Genomic DNA, 17,285 nt, shown 5'->3' with positions numbered 1-17,285 from the left:
ATTAATTATTATTTTGATTGATTCATTTTCAGATAATAAGCTAGGGCTAAACCTAACATCACAATCCCAATACTGAAAGGGAAAATATATGGCAATCCAAAAGCATCGGCAACACCACCAATTAATGGACCTGTAACACCAAGAGAAATATCAATGAACAATCCATAACCAGCCAAAGCCGAACCTTGGTTGGAAGAAGGAACGGTTTTCATTGCCATAACTCCCAAAGCAGGAAAAATTAATGAAAATCCTAAACCTGTGATGCCTGCACCAATCAAAGCAAAGTAAGGATGATAAGACAAACTTATAATCGTTAATCCAAGGGTTTCTACAACCAAACTTGCAATCGCAACGTTGATTCCGCCAAATCGATTTATCGCATTGCTAAAAACTAATCTTCCTGCAACAAATAAAATTCCGAAAACAGACAAGCACATTGCTCCATTTTGCCAATGGTAATAATCATAATAAAGTGTAATAAATGTAGAAATAGTAGCAAATCCTAATCCTCCTAAAGCTAAACAAAGTCCAAAAGGAGCAACTTTTCCAAGAACATTCCAGAAGGATTTTTGTTCTTCTTCAGAGGAATGTTTTCCGGTTCTATTTTCTTTTGTTCTTGCCACGAAAAATCCGATTAATCCTAAAATAACAATCAGAATTCCTAGACCATAAAAATTGAAATATTTTACAATCGTAACACCTAAAGACGCACCTAAAGCCAAAGCTCCGTAACAAGCAACACCGTTATAAGAAATGATTTTCGCTGTATATTTTTCTCCGAAAGTCATAATTGCCCAGTTAATTGGACTTGCTCCAACCATTCCTTCCGCACCTCCTGTAAAAAGTCTTGTAACAATTAGAAATAACAAACTAACAATAGGAGAGAATCTGAAATAATAAGCCATTATCAATACCAATCCTGTAAAAGCAAAGCTCAGCATACTTGCTAAAACAGCGGGTTTAGGACCTTTGCTATCGATAATTTTTCCGGAATAGGCTCTCATTAAAAAAGTCATTATGTATTGTAAACTAATCACAATTCCTGCAACCAACATACTAAATCCGAGACCTTTGCTAATAAAAATTGGTAAGACAGATAATGATAATCCGATGATGAAATAACCTATAAACGTGAAAAAGACGTAGGAAATAACGGAATATGAGAAATTCTTGCTTTGTCCAATCGTTGCATCCATAACATTAAATTAAAAGATACAAAATTACTTCTTATAGGCTTCTTAGTAAGAATCTTTACAGTTAATAAATTAATAAATTTTTATAGACGGAGTAAATAATCAGCAGAAAATTCTATAAAAATCTGTAACTTTCAGGTTTTAATAATTAATTTGAAATTCCTTATTATAATTCCATCACACAACGAAGAAAGTAACATTTCTTTTTGTCTCGAATCTTTGAAAAATCAGAGTTTTCAGGATTTTGTTTGTGTGGTTGTGAATGATGGTTCAACTGATAGAACTTCTGAAATTATTAATGATTTCAAGTTTCATGATTCAAGATTTAAGATTTTGGACTTAGAAAAATCTGAACATTCTCCTGGTGCAAAAGTCGTGAGAACTTTTAATAGTGGTTTGGAATCTGTTGATTGGAAAGACTTTGATGTGATTTGTAAGTATGATGCAGATATTGTTTTTCCTCAAAATTATTTAGAAAAAATTAATCAAGTTTTCGAGACAAATCCAAAAGCTGGAATTGTTTCAGGTTTAGTTTATATCAAAAATTACAAACAAAATCCTGAAATCAAAAACCTCAGAAATCCGAATGAAAATTGGAAAGATTTCAGCAATAAAAATCAGGAATGGGTTTTCGAAAATCTTTCTTCCAAAAATCACGTTCGTGGTCCGATAAAAGCCTATAGAAAAGAATGTTTCGAAGATATGAACGGTTTGCGAGCAGTTCTTGGCTGGGATAATCTCGATATTTTATTAGCTAAAAAAAGCAAATGGGAAGTTGTAACAATCAAAGAACTTTGGGTAAAACATCTTCGTCCGACTGCTTACAAATACAAATCTCAAAAGGCTGAGAAACTTGGTCAGTATTTTTATAATATCGGTTTGAGTTTGCCTTTAGCAATGATTTCTTCAGCAAAATCCAGTTTCAAAAATCGTTCTGCAAAAGAGTTTTTTATCACAATCAATTCTTTTCTGAAACAAAAAGAACAACGAAATCTAAGTAAAGAAGAAATCAAATTCATCCGAAATCTTCGCTGGAAGGAGTTTTTTAGAAACTTTAAAAGATAGAAACAAAAAAAATAGTTGGTTTAAATTTAACCAACTATTTTTTATTTAAATGATTTTATCCTAATTTCTTAGAATCAGCAACAAACTGAGCTAGTCCAGAATCCGTTAATGGATGTTTCAATAAATTAAGGATTGATGGCAGAGGAGAAGTGATAACATCTGCTCCAATTTTAGCACAATTGATGATATGCATAGGACTTCTGATAGATGCTGCAAGAATCTCTGTGTCAAACATATAATTGTCATAAATGGTTCTGATTTCTTCAATTAGATTAAGACCATCAACAGAAATATCATCTAATCTTCCTAGAAACGGAGATACATAAGTTGCACCAGCTTTTGCCGCTAATAAAGCTTGACCAGCAGAAAAAATCAAAGTACAGTTTGTTTTAATTCCTTTGTCAGAGAAATATTTAAGAGCTTTCACGCCGTCTTTGATCATTGGGATTTTTACAACGATTCTTTCGTGCAAAGCAGCTAATTCATCGCCTTCCTTGATTATTTCTTCGTAGGTTGTAGAAAGAACTTCTGCAGAAACATCTCCGTCAGAGATATTACAAATATCAACATAATGTTTGTTGATAGCTTCTTTGCCAGAGATTCCCTCTTTTGCCATAAGAGAAGGGTTGGTTGTAACGCCATCTAGGATTCCCAAATCTTGAGCTTCTCTAATTTGATCTAAGTTGGCTGTGTCGATAAAAAATTTCATATTAAGTTTTTTGAAAAATTATTAGCAAATATACATTATTAGTTTGTGAGATAGAAGCAAAAAAAGAAGCCAATTGGCTCCTTTTAGATTATTTTATTGCAGCTTCTTTAGCTTTGAACTCGTTATACTTTGCAGTATTCTGAGTTGTCATATACATCCCTTTTAGAAGGGTTACAACCTCTTTGTTGTTAGGATCGTTTGCATACATTTTTTCTGCATAAGGTAAAGCTTTTTGGAATCTAGCTCTTCTTTGTTCAAGAACTTTGTTCGCTTCATCTATTTTTCCAGCTTTTTTCAAGTCTCTGTATTGGTTGATTGCAGCTTCATCTTCTCCAAGAATTGCAAAAACCAAATTGTTCATTGCATTTGGGAATTTTGGATCAATATCAACTAATTTTTTGAAAGTAGCCTCTGCTTCAGCTTGTTTTGCAGGATCTTTACTCAACATTACTCCAAGATTATACAAGCTTTCTTTGTCGTTTGGATTAGAAGCAATTTTTGTTTTTAAGTTGTTTATAAACTCGTCTGTTTTACCAGATTTGAAGTAAGAATTGCTTTGTGTCTGCGAAAGAGATTGGTTTTTAGGGAATTTTTTAAGTCCTTCTTCTGCCAATTTTCCTGCTTCGTCATATCTTTTTTGTTCAAAAAGTAATGATGCCGCAACCTCATAAAGTTCCTCTTGTTTGCTTGGTGTTTTTTCGGTTTTGAAATCCGTATAATCCTTAGTCTTTTTATAAAGATCAAAAGCTGCTTTGTCAAGCGTTTCTACTTGGCCTGTTTTAGTATTTTTGGCAGTATAAACCGTTTCTTCGCCAGTGTATCCGTCTTTGATTAAAGATACAAGAATGTCTGCTCCTTTAGACTTGCTGTCGGTTGACTGTGCATAAGCAATACCAGAGTAGTATAGATAGGTTTTATTATCTTGGCCTCCTGCTTTTAAGAGATAATACGTTTCAGCGAATTTTTCTCCAGCTTTGTCATAGTTTTTATTTCCGTATTCTTTTGTTGCTTCGGTACTAGCCGTTTGTAGAAGAGCGTTTACGTTACTTCTAACTTTTTCGGATAAAGAAGGCGAATATTTTTCTTCTTTCAAAGATAATCCAGCTCCGAATTTATCAGCTGCTTCTTTTCCGACAAAATAAACCTTATTTTTTCCCGCATCTTTTCCTGTGAAAATAGCTGCAGAACTAAGGCTATTAATTTTTGAAAGATATTCTGCTCCTTCAATATTTTTTCCTGCTTTGATTAGTGATAATCCTTTTGCATAATAATATTGCTCAAGAACAGATGGTTCTAATAAATAAGTTTTATCACCAAAAATACCTTCAGCTTTTGAAATTTCTGAATTAGCCGTTGAAAGATCTCCAGAGTCAACTGCTTTTACAGCATTAGCAATTTCTTTTTTCTGCGCCAAAACAAATGTTGCAGATAAGATAGCTAAACTTAAAACTAATTTTTTCATTTTATAAGTACTTTTAATTTTTATTCGTTGTTGTCAGAAGATTCTTCACTGTTTTCGTTTTCAGAATTGTCCTGATTTTCTTCTATTTGAGATTGGTTGACGATTGTTTCAGTGTTATTGTCTTCATTTTCAAGGTCTTCTTCGTTTTCATCTTCTACATCTCTGTCCATTTCAACTTTTGCAATGGCAGCAATCTCGTCCTTAGCTTTAAGGTTGATCACTTTCACACCTTGAGTATTTCTACCCATCACGCGCATTTCGTTCATATTCATTCTGATAGCAACTCCGGACTTGTTAATGATCATTAATCCGTCTTCATCTGTTACACTTTGAATAGCGATTAGATTCCCCGTTTTTTCCGTAATGTTAAGCGTAATTACACCTTTTCCGCCACGGTTTGTTATACGATAATCTTCAACTGCTGTTCTCTTACCATAACCTCTTTCCGAAACTACTAAAACAGTATCATTTTCCAAGTCATTTACAACAATCATACCGATAACCTCGTCGTTATCTTCAAGAGAAATACCTCTTACACCAATAGAACTTCTACCAACTGCTCTTGCTTTTTCTTCAGGGAAACGGATACATTTTCCGTTTTTGGTCGCAATCATTATTTCAGAATTTCCGTCTGTTAATCTTGCACCTAATAATGCATCATTATCACGGATTTCAATAGCATTCACACCATTGGTTCTTGGTCTAGAATAAGCTTCCAAAGACGTTTTCTTGATGGTTCCGTTTTTGGTAATCATCACCACATTCATTTGGTTGATGTATTCTTGATTCTTAAGATCTTTTGTTCTGATATAGGCTTTGATCTTATCATCTGGTTCGATATTGATCAAATTCTGAACAGCTCTTCCTTTTGCGGTTTTGGAACCTTCTGGAACTTCGAAAACTCTCAGCCAGAAACATTTCCCTTTTTCTGTAAAGAATAGAAGATATTCGTGGTTGGTTGCTGTTACGATATATTCAAGGAAATCCTCATCTCTTGTAGTTGCGGCTCTGTTTCCAACACCACCTCTGGATTGTACTTTATATTCCGATAAAAGAGTTCTCTTGATGTAACCAGCGTGAGAAATCGTCAAAACAACTTTTTCATCAGGAATGATGTCTTCGATAGAGAATTCTCCACCAGAATAATCGATTTCGGAACGTCTTTCGTCGCCATATTTTTCTTTAATTTCAAGAAGTTCGTCTTTGATGATTTGATAACGTCTTGGTTCATTAGAAAGAATATCTTCCAAATCTTTGATTAAAGCCATTATCTCTTCATACTCCGCACGGATTTTATCCAATTCCATTCCCGTTAGACGAGCTAGACGAAGATCTAGAATAGCTTGAGCCTGGATTTCTGACAATTCGAACTCGGTAATCAAACCTTCTTTTGCAGCTGCTGGATTTTCACTGTGACGGATGATTGCAATTGCTCTGTCAAGAGAATCCTGAGTTCCTATGACTTTCATAAAGCCTTCAAGAATGTGTGCTCTTTCTTTGGCTTTTTTTAGTTCGTATTCTGTTCTTCTTATAATGACTTCGTGACGGTGATCTACGAAATGATGAATTAGACTTTTTAAATTTAATTGTTCAGGTCTTCCTTTAACTAAAGCGATGTTATTAACTGAAAACGAGGTTTGTAGAGAAGTATATTTATACAAAAGGTTTAATACAACATTTGGAATCGCATCATTCTTTAATTCGTAAACAATTCTTAAACCAGTTCTATCAGATTCATCACGGATTTCATAGATTCCAGGAAGTTTATCATCTTTTACTAATTCTGCAGTTCTTGCAATCATCTCAGCTTTGTTCACTTGATAAGGAACCTCAGTTACAATAATTGCATTTCTATTTCCAATCTCTTCGAAACCAACTTTTGCTCTTAGAACTATGCGTCCTCTTCCTGTGTGAAAAGCATCACGAACACCATCATATCCATAGATGATTCCACCAGTTGGGAAATCCGGAGCAATGATGTGCTTCATTAGCTCATCAATTGTGATGTCTCTGTCATCGATATAGGCGCAGATTGCATCAATACTTTCAGATAAGTTGTGTGGCGCCATATTCGTTGCCATACCAACTGCAATTCCGGAAGTTCCGTTAACTAAAAGATTTGGGATTTTTGTTGGTAGAACAGTTGGTTCTTGTAAAGAGTCATCAAAGTTATTTTGAAAATCAACTGTTTCTTTATCTAGGTCGGCAAGAATCTCATCGGAGATTTTTTTAAGTCTTGCTTCTGTATAACGCATTGCTGCAGGAGGGTCACCATCCATAGAACCGAAGTTACCTTGACCATCAACTTGCTCATAACGCAAACTCCAAGGTTGTGCCATTCTCACCATTGCATCATAAACAGAACTGTCACCGTGTGGGTGATATTTACCTAAAACGTCTCCAACGATTCTGGCAGATTTCAAATGTTTTCTATTTGAAAATACATTGAGACCATACATACCGTAAAGAACACGTCTGTGAACGGGTTTTAAGCCGTCTCTTACATCAGGTAAAGCTCTTGATACAATTACCGACATCGAATAATCGATGTAGGAGGTTTTCATTTCATCAACAATGTTGATAGGTATTAACCTTTCTCCTTCCTTTTGCATAAATATTTTTAATTTATTGTAAATCAGAAAATTATATTAAATTCTGACTCGTTGAGTTTTTCTGTTTTTTGTAACGGGCTAATTTACAAAAAAAATACGATTTTTGCATTCTGAATTTATCAACATTAATCATAAAAAATTAAAAATATGAGCATCCTTAGTATAACATTTCATACGATCGAAGATAGAATAGAAGAGTGGGACATTTACGTCGAAAATGATCTTCACCAGATGGTTAAAAATCTGATAGATGTAGAAAAATACATCCTATCGGAAGTTCATTCGGATATGATCAATGAAGGGAAAAATACCAATCTTTTTCTATGGTTTGATAATGATCAGATACGCGATCAGTTTATGGAAAGCGAATTGGTCAATCTTGAGGAAAGAATTGCACAAAAATTTGGTCCCGAAGTGATGGTTTTTCCAACTTTTCTTAATCCAAAAAAGAAGAGGTTTTAAACAGAGCTTACTTAGATTTTTTTAACCACAAAAGTCATAAAGTCATATCTTTCTTAAGTTTTGTCAAAGTTCAAAAAAGTTTTTTTTAAGTTGGCTGTTTGTTCTTTTCCAGATTTTTATTTTAGATTTTCTTTTGAGACTTTTGTGGTTAAATGATTTTCTAGACAGTAGGAATAATTTTTGGAGTTACTTTGTAGCTCCTTTATATTTATCAATATGTTCGACAAACAACAACGAAAACTGAAAAGATCTGCCAAATTAATCTCTGTTCTAAGCAAATATGGATTCAAGGATTTGATTGCAAGAATGGGGAAAAAGCCAGAAGTGAATTCTGAAGAAATTGTTTCGAAAGGTACAATTTATGAAAGGATCAGATTGGTTTTGGAAGAGTTAGGGCCGACTTTCGTAAAGTTGGGTCAGACATTCAGTAATCGGGAAGATTTGTTGCCAGCAGAATTGATTCAGGAGTTGCAGAAACTTCAGGATAGAGTGGAAGTTGTCGAAATGAATGTTGAAGAAATTCTTGAAAACGAATTCAATATTTCTGTCAAAGAACATTTTTCAGAAATTATCACAAAACCTGTGGCGACGGCTTCTATTGCCCAAGTTTATAAAGCGACTTTGATTTCTGGCGAAGAAGTGATTCTTAAAATCAAAAAACCAGATGTTTTATCAGTCATTGAAGACGATTTATTGTTGATTAAAGATTTAATAAAACTAATTTCAACATATTCCGAAATAGCTTCAAAACTGAATCTGAAACAAGCTATCGCCACTTTTGAAAAGTCTTTGTTAGAAGAAGTTTCGCTGGTAAATGAAAGAAATAATATCAAACAATTTGCTTTAAATTTTAAAAATAATAAAGAAACTTATGTTCCGATTGTTTATGACGAATTTTCCAATAATAATGTCCTCTGTATGGAGTTTATTGATGGAATAAAGGTTACAGACAAAACAGAACTTTTAAATAACAATATCGACCCAATCAAAATTTCTGAAGTTGGTTTAAGGCTTTTTGTTTCTCAGATTTTGGATTTTGGATTTTTCCACGCTGATCCTCACGCTGGCAATATTTTGGTTAAAAAAGATGGGAGAGTGATCTTTATAGATTTTGGTGCAGTTGGTAAAATTCAGCCGAATGATAAGGATATTCTTGAAAGTCTTATCGTTGCTTTCGTTGCGAAAAATTCTAATAAGATTGTTCGTTATCTCAAAAAAATGGCGGTTAGTTATGAAATTCCGGATGAAAAAAGATTTGAAAGCGATGTAGAAGACGTTTTGAATTTTGTTCACAGTAGTTCTCTTAAAGACATCGATCCTCATATCATCATTAATAAAATGAAAGATGTTTTAAAAGATAATCGAATCTATATGCCAGATTATTTTTATCTTTTATTTAAAGGAATTGGCTTGATAGAAGGTGTTGGGAGAAGCATTAATCCTGACCTTGATATTGTAAAGAGTCTTCGTCCATACACTAAAAAGATATTAACGAGAAAAATTAGTCCAAAAAAACTGTTCAAGAACGGAATGGATAAGATGATCAATTTCACTGAAAATGTGGATGAGATTCCAAAAGAATTGCGATCTGTTCTTCAAAAGCTGGATGATAATAAATTCACTATCTCGAGTGAAATTAAAAATATTGAGAAGACTAATCAACTTATCAAATCAAGTATTATTAATCTAATATTAGCAATGGTTTTAGGAGCCAATATTATTGCAACAGCGATTGTTTTTGTTTCAGAGTCCGGACCTAGAATTGGAGAGATGTCTCTGGTTGCTGTTCTAGGATTTTTACTTTCTGTTGTTTTAGTTGCAGTATTATTATTAAGAATTGCTAGGAAATAATTTCGGATAAGTGTTTATTCTACACTTTTGTTAACTCAATATTAAGAGATTACTAGTCTATTTTAACGTAATGTTAAATTTAGTTAAAAACTAAACTTTATTATTTTTATTTAATCTAATTAAGTTTTAATTTTGCACTGAAAATGGTCTTGAGTAGGCTTTTTGTATCTTATTATGACTTCGGAAAGTTACTCAAATTAATTTCCTTTTCAAAAATATTGTACTAAAAGTTCTCATTTAATTTCTATGAATAAAAAAATCACTTTACTAAGTGCTTTAGCTTTCTATTTTTTTGCTTCAGAGCGTTTTTCAGCTCAAGAAACTAATCAAAACAAACCAACTAATGATACTATTGCTTCAGTAAAAAATGAAGCTACTAATTTGAATGTAAAAAAGAACCACTCTTCGGACGATAATACATTTGAGATTCACACTGTTGAGATCATTGGTCGTAAAGAACGTGGTTATAAGAACACCAAAACTTTTAGTGCAACAAAAACAGATGTGGATCTTATGGATGTTCCTCAGTCTATTAATTATGTTACGAAAGAAACGCTTGATGATCAGGCCGCTTTCAAGACAAGTGATGCAGTGAAGAACATCAGTGGAGTGAATCAAAGTTCCTATAATAATAATGATTTTGTTTTGCGTGGTTTCCGAGCTTCCAACACGTTGATTAACGGGCAAAGAATCTCTACCAGAGGTTGGGCACAAAATCTTACGCCATATGTGGAAAGGATAGAAGTGATTAAAGGTCCAGCATCGGCATTGTTCGCGAATACAGATCCAGGTGGTACAATCAATACTGTAACCAAAAAACCTTTGAAGGAAGTCAGAAACTCCGTTAATTTTTCTACCGGAAGTTTCAAAACGAATAGAATTTTGGGAGACTTTACAGGTCCTATGAATGAAAAGAAAACCTTATTGTATCGTTTAAATTTGGCTTATCAGGATACTGAGTCTTTTCGTATTCTTCAGGATCAGACCGCTTATGTTGTAGCGCCATCATTCTCTTTTATCCCGAATGAAAAAACCAGTGTCAATTTTGATTTCGTGTATCAATATACCGATGGAAGATTGGATCGTGGACAGCCTATTTTTGGTGCAACTCAAGGAACAAATCTTTATTCTGTACCAATTTCCTTTGCTATTGGAAAGAAAAATGACTATCAAAAAGAACTAAGTATTTTCACAACAGTTTCTTTGCAACATAAGTTCACTGAACATATTTCATTCAATGCTTCTTATTTGAGATCGATGTATGATGAAGATCTTTTGGAACATCGTACGTCTAATAATTTTGCTGTGGATGTTGCAGGTAATGAAATTCCTACATTGATGGGAATGCAGACCATTAAAAGACTTCGTAAGAATTACATAGATAATTTTACAAGTTATTTGACCTTTGATTATAAAACAGGAGAATTCAACCATAAAACTTTGGTTGGTTATGATCATATTCAGGAGATATTTCCTAAAGGTAATTCCACTTATAATGCTTCAGGTTTTCTGTCTGCTGATGGTAAAAGTGTTATTTCAAAATACGATCCCAAACATCCTGAAAAATATATGATCAAGGACAATATGCCTGTTCCTAACGTACCTTATTTTAATTTAGCAAATCCGGATTATTCTATTTCAGAGATATCCAATTATATTAATGTTAGTAAAGAAGAAATGCCATCAAAATATTTTCTAAATGGTATCTATGTACAGCATCAGATCTCGTGGAGAAGATGGAAAGCTTTGATTGGATTGAGACAAGAATATTACACAGATGTTCAAGGTTACACTACCAATTCGGAAAAGAATATTCAGCAAAAGGCATTCACGCCTAGATTAGGAATTGTTTACGAACCTACAGATAATATAAGCGTTTATGGAACTTACAATCAGGGATATCAGCCACAAAGTGCCGGAACAATAGGTAGTCCTGAAACTTTCGGTGGACCTTTTGACCCTTTGAAAAGTAAAATGGTAGAATTTGGGGCTAAGTTTGAGTTATTCCAAAAAATGCTTTCTCTTACAACAGCTGCTTATTATATTGAACAAAATAATATTCTTATCAATGCTTTGGATACTACTAATCCAGACTTGTTAAGACAAGTTGGACAACAGCAGGCAAAAGGTGTAGAACTGGATATCAATGGACGTATCCTTCCGAATCTAAGTTTAACGGCTGCTTTCTCTTATAACATTGCTAAAATAACGGAAAGTGATATCCCTGCAGAAGTGGGAAGTATTATGCCTAATGCTCCAAAAAGCCAAGGGAATATCTGGGCAAGATATAGTTTTAAACACGGTAGTTTTCTAGATGGGATAGGCTTTGCTGCTGGTGCTAATTATGCAACCAAAAGACTTACCAACGAATCTATTTTGGAATTACCTGCTTATGTAGTTGCTAATGCTGCAGTATTCTATCAGATTGATCATTTCCGTATGGCAATTAATGTCAACAATGTTTTTGATAAAATCTACTGGGTTGGTGGATTTAATTATGCTCGATTATTTCCAGGAGCTCCACGTAACTTTATGCTATCTGTAGGTTACACGTTTTAAAAGATAATCATGAAAAAAAAGAATAAACCTTCTTTCTTCAAAAAGCTGGTTTCTACGGTTCATTTGTGGGTTGGTTTGGTTGTAGGTCTTGTTTTTGTTCTTGTTGCAGCAAGTGGTGCGGTCTTGTCTTTTGAAGACGAGCTTGAACCTGTCATTTATCCTGAGTTCTATTTTGCAAAAGATGGAAGTAATACTAATGCATTATTACCAATCAAAAACTTACTGGAGTCAGCCAAACAACATTCTGAAGATAAAAAAATCGCACGAATAGTTCTTACCAAAGATTTGGGGAAAGGAGGGAATGTTCTTTTTGTTACAGCAGGTTCTCGTCTGGAGAGAAGTTTTATTGGCGTTAATCCTTATAATGGAAAAGTCCAAAACGTTATAAAGCCTGGCCGCAATCTGTTTACTTGGATGGAAGAGTTTCATAGAAAACTCATCATGGGAAAAATAGGTAAAACCATAACAGGCATCTGTTGCATTGCTTATATCTTGATTATTTTAACGGGAATCATCTTATGGTGGCCAAAAAATAAAAATATACTGAAGCAAAGGACTAAAATAAAATGGGACGCCAGTGCAAAACGCTTGAATTGGGATTTTCACGCAGTAGGAGGTATCTACTCAGCGCCTTTATTAATGCTAATGTGTCTTACAGGAATCACTTGGAGTTATCCTATATTTAAATCCGATGATGATATTAAGTTCAATACAAATAGCCACAAAATAAGTGCTCAAACTTATGAGATGCTTTCTCAGGAATATTACCTGAAAGCAAGGAATGAGAATGTAACAATTGGTCTTCCGGATAAGAAAAAAGATTATGTCAATGTTTCTATAGGTAAAGATGATTTCTATTATCATCCGGAAACAAGTGCTTTACTTAGAGACGCTTCTTATGAAAAAATTAGTATTAATTCACAGATCAAATCTTGGATGAAACCTTTGCACACAGGGAGTGCTTTTGGCTTTATCGGAAAGTTAATTTATTTTCTTGTTACTCTTATAGGAGTTTCGTTGCCTATAACTGGTTTTACTATTTGGTTTGGAAAAAAGAAAAAGAAGAAACCGAATACTTATAAGAAAGCTATTGCTTAATTAAATGATGATTAGAATTAATTAGTCTCTGCTGGTTTTACATTACCAGTTTCTTTCAAGAAAAATGAAATAATAACAGTTCCAAAAATCCCAATAACGAAAAATAGTAAAGAGTGCTGAAGCAGGGAATTATCATTTAAACCAATTGTAAGTTTAGAACCAAATAATTTTGAAAACAAAGGTGCTAAAAGTGTGGTTACTCCAAAAGTTAAAAAATTAATGGCACCAGCTGCACTTCCTTTTACTTTGTCAGGATTTACTTCTTTGATGATAGAATAAGGAATCATTGCTGCACCAGAACCAATTCCTAAAAATAAAAACGAGATATTTTCTGAAACCAAATCTGGTAAATAAGATAATTGTAAGAGACTAGTAGCCATCAAAATTGCACCTCCAACTATTACAGGAATTCTTCGTTTTATCTTGTCGGCAATCCAACCTAGAAGTGGACATCCAATTGCCCATCCAATAGGAACTAAAGCACAAGCTACAGTGGCACTTTCCAGAGATATATTTCTTGTCTTCTGTAAAAAATTAACACCCCAAATCATTGCGAAAATCGTTGTTGGAGCAAACAAAAAACCCGAAATCAATCCGCATAAATAACTCTGCGGATTACTAAAGATGATTTTATAGTTATCAAAAATATTCTTTTGTTTTTCTGAATTTGTATTAGTGTCTGTTTTAGGGATAAATACAAATGCTAGTAAAGCTAGAATCAAAGAAATCACACCAAAAATTATCCAAATACTATTTACAGAATTTCCACCAGATAAATAACTGTTGCTTAATTTCTGTCCTGCAGACCCACCTAACATCCCCAAAGTTTGTGTGACTCCGATAGCTGTAGCAAGATTTTTTCCCGAGAAAGCTTTAACCGCAATATAAACTGCAGCAGGAAAAGCCATAGCAGAACCCATGCCTTGCATCAGTCTACCAGCATATCCAATATCATAATAAGAACCTCCGAAAAGTAAACAGCCTATAGCTAAAACCAATATTCCGAAAAAAACTGGTTTTTTGGCTCCGTACCTGTCGAGGAATAATCCGGCAGCAAGACTGGTGATGGAGTAAGTGATGTAATAAGCGCTTATTAAAGAGCTTATTTCCGTAGAGCTGGTGTCGTAATTTGTTTGAAGATTACCAATCATCACGCTAGGTGATGAGCGAATAGCATATTCTAAAGAGTAAAATAGTAGTGCTAAAATCCAAGAAATAAAAAATGGATTTTTGAGAAAAGAAGTTTCGTTTTTCATAAGAAATATTCGAGAAGTAAAATGTAGGATTTTTACTTGATTTAAAGAGATTCATAAACCTCTTTTGATTAATTGTTATGTAAAAATAGGGTATTAAAATCTATATTTCGATGGATTTTCAAAAAATTAAAACAAAAAGACTAATTTTGCAACAAATTTTAGACGAAATACATTAATTAAAAAGTGCTCAATACGGAGCGCAACACAAACAATTTATGAGTGCACCTCAAGCAATTACAGAGCTGATTACTCTTGCAGACGGCAGAGAAATCACAATCGAAACAGGGAAATTGGCAAAACAAGCTGACGGATCTGTAGTAGTAAAAATGGGCGGAACTATGCTTTTAGCAACAGTTGTAGCCAACAAAGAAGCCAATCCTGGTGTAGATTTTCTACCTTTAACAGTTGATTACAGAGAAAAATTCTATGCAGGTGGTAAAATCCCTGGAAACTTTTTCAGAAGAGAAGCTCGTCCTTCAGATCAGGAAATCCTTACAATGCGTTTGGTAGACAGAGTTTTGAGACCTTTGTTCCCTGAAGATTTCCACGCGGAAGTTCAGGTAATGATTTCATTAATTTCTTATGACGGACAGTCGATTCCTGATGATTTAGCAGGTTTGGCGGCGTCTTCAGCGATCGCAATTACTGATATTCCTTTCAACGGACCAATGTCTGAAGTAAGAGTGGTAAGAATCGATGGTCAACTTTCTATCAATCCAAAATTCGAAGATCTTGCAAAATCTGACCTTGATATTATGGTTGGAGCAACAAAAGATTCTATCGTAATGGTGGAAGGTGAGATGAAAGAAATTACAGAAGCAGAAATGCTTGAAGCGATTACTTTTGCTCACGAAGAAATCAAAAAACAAGTAGAAGCTCAGGAAAGACTAGCTCAAAAAGTTGGTAAATCTTTCCCTAAAAGAGAATACAACCACGAAAATCACGATGAAGCCATCCGTGAGAAAGTGTGGAAAGAAACTTACGATAAAGTTTACGAAGTAGCAAAAACGCCTTCAAGCAAAGAAGAAAGAGGTGAAAAATTCAAAGCAGTACGTGATGAATTCTTAGCTCAATATGTTGAAAATGCTGAAGAATTGGAAAGAGTAACACCTTTCGTAAAAGTATATTACCACGATGTGGAAAAAGAAGCGATGCGTCAGATGATTTTGAATGATAAAATCCGTCTTGATGGTCGTGATCCTGAAACAATTCGCCCGATTTGGAGCGAAATCGATTATTTACCGGGAGCGCACGGTTCTGCAATCTTTACAAGAGGGGAGACTCAGTCTTTAACGGCTGTAACACTTGGTTCTGTGAAAGATGCAAATATGGTGGACAGCGTAATGGTAAATTATGACGAAAGATTCTTCCTTCATTATAACTTCCCTCCATTCTCAACGGGTGAAGCTCGTCCTTTAAGAGGAACTTCTAGAAGAGAAGTTGGTCACGGAAACTTAGCTCAAAGAGCTTTGGCAAATATGATTCCTGAAGAAAATCCTTATACCATCCGTGTAGTTTCTGATATCCTTGAATCTAATGGATCATCTTCTATGGCGACTGTTTGTGCAGGAACTTTAGCATTGATGGATGCAGGTGTTCAAATCAAGAAGCCGGTTTCTGGTATTGCAATGGGATTGGTAACTGATGTTAAAACGGGGAAATTCACTGTGCTTTCTGATATCTTAGGAGATGAAGATCACTTAGGGGATATGGACTTTAAAGTAACTGGAACTGAAGACGGAATCACAGCTTGCCAGATGGATATCAAAATCCAGGGTCTTTCTATGGATATTATGGAGAAAGCGCTTCTACAAGCTAGGGACGGAAGACTTCATATTTTAAATAAAATCACTGAAACTATTGCTGAGCCAAGAGAAGATGTGAAACCTCACGCTCCGAAAATGGTGATGATGGAAATCTCTAAAGATTTCATTGGAGCTGTCATCGGGCCTGGTGGAAAAATCATTCAGCAGATGCAGAAAGATACCGATACGGTTATCGCTATCGAAGAAGTTGGAGAAATCGGAAGAATCGAAATTTCCGGTATCAGCAGAGAGAAAATCAATGAAGCGGTTGCGAAAATCAACGAGATTACTTTTGTACCTGTTGTAGGTGAAGTTTATCAAGGCAAAGTAGTGAAAGTAATGGATTTCGGAGCTTTCGTAGCGATTGCTAAAGGTACTGAAGGCTTACTTCACATCTCAGAAATCGAGTGGGCAAGACTTGATAAAGTGCCTTACAAAGAAGGGGACGAAGTTGAGGTGAAATTTATGGGTTATGATGACCGTAAGAAAATGAAGCTTTCTAGAAAAGTTTTGTTGCCAAGACCACCAAGACCAGAAAAGAAAGAAGGTGAACAGAGAGGTCCAAGACCGGAAGGTAACAAACCTGAAAATAAAAATCCTTCATCTGAAGCTTAAGATTTTAATCTTAATTATATTAAATCCCTCGAATATTCGGGGGATTTTTTTGTTGGAATAGTCTTCTTTAAATTTTGCAACCAGCTCAGGTGACCCATTTTTTTCGACATCGTGAAAATGTTGTCTTGGAAGAGGTTCTAATCCGCAGAATGCGTTCATTCTGTGAAATGGGAAAAATACACCATCATCAACACTTTTGCCTTGGAAAAATTCTTCGGGAATAGTAAACGCCGTATCCGGTGCATTCCAAGTGCTGGTGATGAGATATTCTCTTCCATGCATCAATCCTCCGGTTCCATAGTTGTGGGATGGGTTGTCTGTTTTTCTTCCGTCACTGTAATACATACCTTTTCGATGCCCAGTCGTAAAGACTTTATCAATATATTCTTTAAGAGAAAAAGGAATATACATCCACCATATCGGAATGGATGTACTAATTTAGTGTCCAGTTAAAGTTAAGCATAAACCTTAATTTTAACTTATAAAACAAGAGCGAAAAATCTACGACCCTGCTTTTAAAATCAAAGCTGTTCAGCTAAGCAAAGAACGAACTAATGTGTCAGAACTCGCAAGGGAGCTGGAAAAGATTCATGAGTTG

12 protein-coding genes are annotated in these 17,285 nt (G+C 34.6%); 6 read left to right on the top strand and 6 right to left on the bottom strand.

Going from position 1 to position 17,285, the window contains the following annotated elements; translation table 11 throughout:
- Window positions 1–8: 8 nt before the first annotated feature.
- Window positions 9–1,196, bottom strand: a complete 1,188-nt coding sequence (locus RTY06_RS11130) for an MFS transporter (protein WP_312824921.1) — start codon at window positions 1,194–1,196, stop codon at window positions 9–11.
- A gap of 150 nt (window positions 1,197–1,346) precedes the next feature.
- Here RTY06_RS11130 and RTY06_RS11125 point away from each other — a divergent pair, with 150 nt between their 5' ends.
- On the top strand, window positions 1,347–2,258 hold the full coding sequence (locus tag RTY06_RS11125) for a glycosyltransferase family 2 protein (protein ID WP_312824919.1): 912 nt from the start codon (window positions 1,347–1,349) through the stop codon (window positions 2,256–2,258).
- A gap of 55 nt (window positions 2,259–2,313) precedes the next feature.
- Here RTY06_RS11125 and fsa read toward each other — a convergent pair whose 3' ends face one another.
- The 3 genes from fsa to gyrA form a co-directional block, all read right to left on the bottom strand.
- Window positions 2,314–2,967, bottom strand: coding sequence for a fructose-6-phosphate aldolase (fsa, locus tag RTY06_RS11120; protein WP_312824917.1), 654 nt, complete (start codon window positions 2,965–2,967; stop codon window positions 2,314–2,316).
- An 88-nt stretch (window positions 2,968–3,055) separates the two neighbouring features.
- On the bottom strand, window positions 3,056–4,429 hold the full coding sequence (locus RTY06_RS11115; protein WP_312824915.1) for a hypothetical protein: 1,374 nt from the start codon (window positions 4,427–4,429) through the stop codon (window positions 3,056–3,058).
- 20 nt (window positions 4,430–4,449) lie between these two features.
- Window positions 4,450–7,041 carry a DNA gyrase subunit A gene (gene gyrA, locus RTY06_RS11110; RefSeq protein ID WP_312824914.1) on the bottom strand — a complete coding sequence of 864 codons (2,592 nt, stop codon included), beginning with the start codon at window positions 7,039–7,041 and terminating at the stop codon, window positions 4,450–4,452.
- 147 nt (window positions 7,042–7,188) lie between these two features.
- Here gyrA and RTY06_RS11105 point away from each other — a divergent pair, with 147 nt between their 5' ends.
- The 4 genes from RTY06_RS11105 to RTY06_RS11090 all read left to right on the top strand — a co-directional run bounded on the left by RTY06_RS11105 (window position 7,189) and on the right by RTY06_RS11090 (window position 13,011).
- A complete protein-coding gene (locus RTY06_RS11105) occupies window positions 7,189–7,503 on the top strand; it encodes a DUF4286 family protein (protein WP_312824913.1) in 315 nt (104 codons plus the stop codon).
- 216 nt (window positions 7,504–7,719) lie between these two features.
- Window positions 7,720–9,354 (top strand): AarF/UbiB family protein, encoded by a 1,635-nt coding sequence (locus RTY06_RS11100; RefSeq protein WP_312824912.1) that lies wholly within the window; start codon window positions 7,720–7,722, stop codon window positions 9,352–9,354.
- 246 nt (window positions 9,355–9,600) lie between these two features.
- Window positions 9,601–11,913, top strand: a complete 2,313-nt coding sequence (locus RTY06_RS11095; RefSeq protein WP_312824911.1) for a TonB-dependent siderophore receptor — start codon at window positions 9,601–9,603, stop codon at window positions 11,911–11,913.
- A 9-nt stretch (window positions 11,914–11,922) separates the two neighbouring features.
- Window positions 11,923–13,011 carry a PepSY-associated TM helix domain-containing protein gene (locus RTY06_RS11090; protein WP_312824910.1) on the top strand — a complete coding sequence of 363 codons (1,089 nt, stop codon included), beginning with the start codon at window positions 11,923–11,925 and terminating at the stop codon, window positions 13,009–13,011.
- Between the two features lie 17 nt (window positions 13,012–13,028).
- On the opposite strand, the gene RTY06_RS11085 is transcribed toward RTY06_RS11090, so the two are convergent.
- Window positions 13,029–14,267, bottom strand: coding sequence for an MFS transporter (locus tag RTY06_RS11085; protein ID WP_312824909.1), 1,239 nt, complete (start codon window positions 14,265–14,267; stop codon window positions 13,029–13,031).
- 215 nt (window positions 14,268–14,482) lie between these two features.
- Between RTY06_RS11085 and RTY06_RS11080 the strand changes: the two genes are divergently transcribed.
- Entirely contained in the window at window positions 14,483–16,687 is a 2,205-nt protein-coding gene (locus RTY06_RS11080) for a polyribonucleotide nucleotidyltransferase (RefSeq protein ID WP_312824908.1), read from the top strand.
- On the opposite strand, the gene RTY06_RS11075 is transcribed toward RTY06_RS11080, so the two are convergent.
- The gene (locus RTY06_RS11075; RefSeq protein WP_409450849.1) at window positions 16,673–17,107 is read right to left on the bottom strand and encodes an NAD(P)H-dependent oxidoreductase; all 435 of its coding nucleotides are present in this window, start codon (window positions 17,105–17,107) and stop codon (window positions 16,673–16,675) included. The two genes, RTY06_RS11080 and RTY06_RS11075, sit on opposite strands and share 15 nt — an antisense overlap.
- Window positions 17,108–17,285 lie beyond the last annotated feature (178 nt).

It is taken from the genome of Epilithonimonas sp. (assembly GCF_032055105.1).
GTDB lineage: Bacteria > Bacteroidota > Bacteroidia > Flavobacteriales > Weeksellaceae > Epilithonimonas.
The sequence above is the reverse complement of the archived record's forward strand: the minus strand, read 5'-3'. Positions and strand labels throughout refer to the sequence as shown.

Coding starts and splice junctions, on each gene's coding strand:
- RTY06_RS11090 (WP_312824910.1), top strand. CDS start 11,923: ATGAAAAAAAAGAATAAACCTTCTTTCTTCAAAAAGCTGGTTTCTACG.
- fsa (WP_312824917.1), bottom strand. CDS start 2,967: ATGAAATTTTTTATCGACACAGCCAACTTAGATCAAATTAGAGAAGCT.
- RTY06_RS11095 (WP_312824911.1), top strand. CDS start 9,601: ATGAATAAAAAAATCACTTTACTAAGTGCTTTAGCTTTCTATTTTTTT.
- RTY06_RS11080 (WP_312824908.1), top strand. CDS start 14,483: ATGAGTGCACCTCAAGCAATTACAGAGCTGATTACTCTTGCAGACGGC.
- RTY06_RS11105 (WP_312824913.1), top strand. CDS start 7,189: ATGAGCATCCTTAGTATAACATTTCATACGATCGAAGATAGAATAGAA.
- gyrA (WP_312824914.1), bottom strand. CDS start 7,041: ATGCAAAAGGAAGGAGAAAGGTTAATACCTATCAACATTGTTGATGAA.
- RTY06_RS11115 (WP_312824915.1), bottom strand. CDS start 4,429: ATGAAAAAATTAGTTTTAAGTTTAGCTATCTTATCTGCAACATTTGTT.
- RTY06_RS11100 (WP_312824912.1), top strand. CDS start 7,720: ATGTTCGACAAACAACAACGAAAACTGAAAAGATCTGCCAAATTAATC.
- RTY06_RS11085 (WP_312824909.1), bottom strand. CDS start 14,267: ATGAAAAACGAAACTTCTTTTCTCAAAAATCCATTTTTTATTTCTTGG.
- RTY06_RS11130 (WP_312824921.1), bottom strand. CDS start 1,196: ATGGATGCAACGATTGGACAAAGCAAGAATTTCTCATATTCCGTTATT.